Origin of the sequence: Mesorhizobium sp. M8A.F.Ca.ET.021.01.1.1 (assembly GCF_003998025.1) — a bacterium.
In the GTDB taxonomy this organism is placed as follows: Bacteria; Pseudomonadota; Alphaproteobacteria; order Rhizobiales; family Rhizobiaceae; genus Mesorhizobium.
In genome coordinates, this window is record NZ_RZSJ01000415.1 from 1 (window position 1) to 5658 (window position 5658).

At 67.1% G+C, this 5658-nt stretch carries 5 protein-coding genes and 1 pseudogene; 2 read left to right on the forward strand and 4 right to left on the reverse strand.

The window, feature by feature from the left end; all coding sequences use genetic code 11:
- Positions 1 to 249: 249 nt before the first annotated feature.
- Complete coding sequence (locus tag EOA36_RS25580; protein WP_127279935.1) at positions 250 to 942, reverse strand: hypothetical protein; 693 nt, start codon at positions 940 to 942, stop codon at positions 250 to 252.
- Positions 943 to 1151: 209 nt separating this feature from the next.
- On the opposite strand from EOA36_RS25580, the gene EOA36_RS25585 reads away from it, so the two are divergent.
- Positions 1152 to 1880: a response regulator transcription factor gene (locus EOA36_RS25585; protein ID WP_127279936.1), complete on the forward strand. Its 729-nt coding sequence runs from the start codon at positions 1152 to 1154 to the stop codon at positions 1878 to 1880.
- A complete protein-coding gene (locus tag EOA36_RS25590; protein WP_127279937.1) occupies positions 1877 to 3118 on the forward strand; it encodes an ATP-binding protein in 1242 nt (413 codons plus the stop codon). The genes EOA36_RS25585 and EOA36_RS25590 overlap by 4 nt, the downstream gene beginning before the upstream one ends.
- An 83-nt stretch (positions 3119 to 3201) precedes the next feature.
- On the opposite strand, the gene EOA36_RS25595 is transcribed toward EOA36_RS25590, so the two are convergent.
- From EOA36_RS25595 to EOA36_RS25605, 3 genes and pseudogenes are all read right to left on the reverse strand, one after another.
- A complete protein-coding gene (locus tag EOA36_RS25595) occupies positions 3202 to 4665 on the reverse strand; it encodes a hypothetical protein (RefSeq protein WP_127279938.1) in 1464 nt (487 codons plus the stop codon).
- A 398-nt stretch (positions 4666 to 5063) separates the two neighbouring features.
- The gene (minE, locus tag EOA36_RS25600; RefSeq protein ID WP_023774842.1) at positions 5064 to 5336 is read right to left on the reverse strand and encodes a cell division topological specificity factor MinE; all 273 of its coding nucleotides are present in this window, start codon (positions 5334 to 5336) and stop codon (positions 5064 to 5066) included.
- Positions 5333 to 5658, reverse strand: a pseudogene (locus tag EOA36_RS25605) (hypothetical protein); the annotation flags it as partial. The pseudogene EOA36_RS25605 and the gene minE, both read right to left, overlap by 4 nt.

Sequence of the window (5658 nt, forward strand, 5' to 3'; positions counted from 1 at the left end):
GCCCGGGCAGCGCCGCATGGCTGGCGCGCCCGGGCAGCGCCGCATGGCTGGCGCGCCCGGGATGGCCGAGCGAAAATTTCGGGCTGGCCGATGCGATCAGCCGCAGCAGCATCAGGGCGTCCCACATTGTCGTGCCTTCAGTCTCATGGGGAGAACCCGGGACGGCGCGATCCGCCGGCCCGGGAAGGAAACCGGCCGGCCCGGGAACGGGTTGGGTACCGGGGCCGGCCGGCGCAGCCGGTCAGGTTATCAGCCATTCCCGGGCTGGGGTGGCGGCATCACCAGGCCATCATTGGGCGGGCCTGCCGGACTGGCTGCATCATCCGGCGGGCCGCCCCAGGGACCGGGGGGTGGTCCGTGCGGGCGTTCCGCCGAAGCGAGGATCTCGAGCTGTTCCGGCGTGAGCTTGGCGCGCAGCTCGGCTATTGCGCCCTTCAGCTTCGCGGCCGAGGCCGCGCGCGCCGTGACGTCGTCGGCCAGCCTTTCCTGGAAGGCGAAGGGATCGGGCTTGCCGACAGACCCCGCATCGGGGCCTTTCGCCTGCGGCCCGCCATCTGGCCCGCCGGTACCGCCCGGACCGCGATCAGGCCGCGGCGGCGACAGCACCGCCTGCAGCGCGCTGGTGTAGTCGCGCCAGGCGTCGAGCTGTTCGCTGCGGATGCCGACGCGGGTTTCGAGCGCGGCCAGCCGGGCGGCCAGCATGAATTCCGGCGGCGGCCCCATGCGGCGGGGGCCAAAACCTTCCGGGCCGAAACCGTGTGGGCCAAAACCCTGTGGACCCCATCCTTGCGGCGGATGCCGAATTGGGCCGTGATCTGGTCCATCCTGCATTGCCATGACCGGCGGCTCGCCGGGCGCCGCGCCCGGACCGGGCTGCGCCGCCAGCGCGGGGTGGATGGCGGCGGCGGAAAACAGGCCGAGCGCAAGAAGTCTGCTTCGCATGACGGTGTTCCTTTCATCCATGCTTTGGACGCCGGGAGGATAGGAAGCGTGTTTGTCTGCTTCGCGTCGGCGTGTTGCCGAAGGTTTCCGCAAAAGGGCAATTTGTTTCCCAATGTTTCCCGCCCCGGGCCAGAAACATTGCGTTGCAATTTTCCATGCCGCTTGCGCGCCGCTCTCCCTATAATCGGCGCCAAGCAAAGGGCACGGCAATGCAGTCACAACCCCACATCCTCGTCGTCGACGACGACCGCGAAATCCGCACGCTGCTCGGGCGCTATCTCGACGGTCAGGGGTTTCGCGTCTCGGTGGCGGCCGACCGGCGCGAATGCGAGCAGAAGCTGGCCTCGGGCCAGTTCGACCTGATCGTGCTCGACGTCATGCTGCCGGATGGTTCCGGGCTCGACATCTGCCGCGCCTTGCGCGACCGCAAGCCGCATATCCCCGTTATCCTGCTGACGGCGCTGAAGGAGGATGTCGACCGCATCATCGGGCTGGAGCTCGGTGCCGACGACTATCTCGGCAAGCCGTTCAACCCGCGCGAGCTCACCGCCCGCATCCGCGCCGTGCTGAGACGCTCGACGCCGGAGGAAGCGGCACCCGCGCCGCCGCCCCGCGCCTACCGCTTCGCCAGCTACAGGCTGGAGCCGGACACGCGCAAGGTGACGGATGCGCAAGGTGCGGCCGTCGACCTCACCGGCGCCGAATTCGACCTGTTGCAGGTGTTCCTCGACCGCCCTGGCCGGCTCTTGTCGCGCGACCAGCTGCTTGATCTCACGCAAGGCCGCGAGCGCGACCCGCTCGAACGCTCGGTCGACGTGCTGATGAGCCGGCTGCGCCGCAAGTTCGCCGACACCGGCGACGGCCCGCTGTTCAAGACCGTGCGCAATGGCGGCTACCAGCTCACCGCGCGCGTCGAGACGGTGGAGGCGCAGGCGTGAACTCGCTGCGCCGCCGCCTCATCCTGTTGCTGGTTGCCTCGATCGTCGGCGTCGTCGGCCTGGCGACCGCCGCCGTCATCAGCGTGCGCGGCGGCGGGCCGCCGCCGGAACTCGTCGTGCCCTGGGTTGCCCAGCAGATGGAGCTCGTGGTGCGGCTGCTGCCGGGACCCATACCCGACGTGCTGCGGGTGCAATTCAGCGACCGGCCGGCCAATGGCAAGGTGGACCGGCAGGAGACGGCAATGCTCAATGATCTGCTGCACCGTCGCGGCTTCGACGCCCTGGCCGTCATCAGCGACAAACCGGATGAACCCGGCCAGCGAGCCTCCATGCGCCTGCCAGACAGCCGTTGGGCGGTCCTGGAAATTGCCCATATCGATCCGCCCAAACGCGAATGGCTGGTGCTAGCCGGCTGGATTTCGCTGATCGTCGCCGGCGCTACCGCCGTCTCCGTCTATTTCACCGCGGTGCTGATCCGGCCGCTCGAAATGCTGGAGGCCACTGTCTCCAAGATCGGTAGCGACGGCGTGCTGGCGCCGGTGCCGGAGGTGGGCTCGGCCGAGGTCAAGGCGACGGCGCACGCGCTGAACCAGCTCTCGTCGCGACTCAAGACCGCCATGGAAAGCCGCATGCGGCTGGTGGCCGCCGCCGGCCATGACCTGCGCACGCCGATGACGCGCATGCGGCTGCGCGCCGAATTCCTCGACGAAGAGCGCGACAAGTGGCTGCACGACCTCGACGAGCTCGACCGCATCGCCGACAGCGCCATCCGCCTGGTGCGCGAGGAGGTCAACCAGGATGCCGTCGAGCCGCTGGATCTGGAAAAGATGGTGCGCGACATATCGGCCGAGATGGCCACGCTCGGCCATTCCGTCTCCATCGGCCATCTCGACAAGGTTTCGGTGCGCGCCGGCGCGCTCGGCCTGCGCCGCGCGCTGCGCAACCTGATCGTCAACGCCGCCACCCACGGCAAGGCCTGCACGGTCGCGCTCGACCTCGCCGACAGGCGCGCCGTGCTCTCCATATCGGATGTCGGCCCGGGCATTCCGCCCGACCTCATCAACAAGGCCTTCGAGCCCTTCTTCCGCGTCGACCCCGGCCGCCAGCAATTCATTCCCGGCGCCGGCCTCGGCCTCGCCATCGCCAAGGAAATCATCGAGCGCTACGGCGGCACCGTGACGCTGGAGAACCGCCAAGGCGGCGGGCTGGCGCAGACGGTGGTGTTCGCGGCGGTGTAATTGCGCGATGCCGCAAGGTGGAAAGCGGCCCAAAGCCTGGATGCTGCCAAGCAATGGGGCCGCGGCCGCGCCTGCGAGGCGCGCTACGACGTGGCGCGCAGAGTCCTGCGGATGGGCCGCCTGCCCGTGGCACGGGCTTTCTTGGCCACCACGGTGGCGATCTCGACCACCTCGCCCTCACGCGATCGGGCGTTGGTGGCCTTGTGGAGCCGCTCGTAGGGCAGCAATTCCTTGATCCGGGCATTGAGCGACGCGATTTCGGCCCGCAGATCCTCGCATTCCTGCCGCTGGACGTCTCGTTGTATGTCCTCCGATGCCTGCTGCAGCGCAAGCTGCGAAAGATTGGCGTTGGCTTTCGAGAGGTTCAGCTTGTCGGTTTCGTTCTCATTGGCGAGCGCGGACAATCTTTCCTCGGCGATCATCTTTTCGGCCACTGCGTCGTCCAGCTCGGTCTTGAGCCTGGCGATCTCGGCGGCAGCCGCGCTGTTCTCGTTCGAGGCCCGCTCCAGCCGCGTTTCCAGGTCTTGTATCTCGGAACGCAATCCGCGCATTTCCGTCTGGCCGCGAGCCCGTTCGGCTTCCCAGTCGCCTTCCATCATGCTGGCCGATTCGGTCTTTTCCGCCAGCTTCGCCTGTGTGGCCTCGAGCGACTTCTGCAGCCGCATCTCCTCTTTCTCGCTCCTTGCGAGCGCGGCCAGCAGTTCGGCGAGCCGCGCCGCTTCGCTGGCGTGGATCGTCGAAAGCTCGTCCAGCCTGTGACGCGCCTGGGTCTCCCGCTTCAACACCTTGTCGAGCTCGGCCGACAGGGTGACGTGTTTTTCCCGCAGCATCTTGCTCTCGCGCAAGCGCCTGTTGGCCTCGACCGTCCTGGCCGTCAGCCGGTTGGCGATGTCGCCGAATTCCGCGTCGCGCTTGGCGCTGGCATTGGCCGCCTCGGCAAGTTCGAGCCTTACAGCTGCAAGCGTTGCGCGAAGCGTCTCCCGGTCCTGGACCAGGCTGGTCTCGCGCTGCTGCAGCAATTCGCACGCGCCGTCACGCTCGCGCAGCTTCGCCGCCGTGTCGTGCAGCTTTTCCGACAGCGCTCTCTGCTCCGCGATCAGGCCGGCATTCGCGAGCTCCAGCTCATTGGCACGAAGAATGTCGGTGTGCAGGATGTTGAGGAATTCGCGCGTCAGATGGTGCGAGGTCGAGATTTCCGACAATTTGCCGTTGATCTCATCCAGATAGTCCCTGGCGTCGTGGAACATCCCTTCGAAGGCATTCAACGCCGCCAGCCGGGTCTGGGCATGGGGCGTCAGTCGCGGCGTGGTTTCGGCGGTGTCGGCGCTGCCCGTCCCATCCGGAACGTCCGCGGCATCCGCAGGCGCCGCGTCGGCCTGGGGTGGCGAGGCATCGGCGGCTGACCCGGCATCGGGGACATCATCGCCCGTTGGCGTCTGGTAGTCGCTGTCGAGGCTGGCATCCAGGGCGTCCGCCAGATCGTCCTGCAACTCCTGGAGTGCGTTATCTACGTCTTCAGCACGCTTGATCAGGTTCTTGAAGTTCATGGCGAACTCCCCTACGCATACTCAATCGCATATTTAACAAATTGCTAATATATATCCTTACTCCCGCTTGTTCCGCAGGGGAAGCCCCTGTTAGCGAACGTGAACTAAGCACATTGGCGATCTGGATGCCGAGCAACCCTGCCCACTTCGGTGGAGGGCTGGTCGGTTGGAGCGGCGCCGACGCCGCCGGACCGGAATTCCTCGCAGCCATGAAATGAGGGGGCCGAAGGACGGGCGAGCCCCGTGGCTCGCCCCGGCAAGGCGGCTCGGGCGGAGCCCGAGACGGAGTGGCATTGAAATGATCAGAGGGAACCCGCCAGCGCCGCGCTCCCCATCTCCGACCGCTTCGCGGCCACCTCTCCCCACTCACGTGGGGGCGAGGAACCAGTCGTGCTAACTCACCCCGCCATGGCCAGCGGCACGGCGCTCTTGTTGGGGATCTGGATGTCGATTTCCAGCGTCGACATGGTCTCGCCGCGGTCCATCGAGACCTGGAGGTAGTCCTGGTCGATCTGCACATGCTTGGCGATCACAGCCATGATCTCCTCGCGCAGGATGGAGACGAGATCGGGCTGGCCACGGCTGCGGCGCTCATAGGCGAGCAGCACCTGCAGCCGCTCGCGCGCCACCGGCGCGCTGGTGCGCCGCTTGAAGAGGTCGAGGATGCTCATGCGGCCCTCCTTCCGAGCAGACGGTCGAGGAAACCCTTGCGTTCGAAGGGCACCACCACCGGCAAATCTTCGCCTTCCAGCCGCCTTGCCGCTTCGAGATAGGCCTTGGCGGCGTTGTTGAGCGGTTCCGACAGCGTCACCGGCGAACCGAGGTTGGAAGCCCTCAGCACGTCCTGGCTTTCCGGGATGATGCCGAGCAGCGGCACCGAGAGGATTTCCAGCACGTCGTCGATCGACAGCATTTCGCCGCGCGCGGCGCGCGCCGCGCGCGGCGAAATGCTGTCGATCGACGACGTGCTGGAAATCCTCTCGGTGCCGCTGC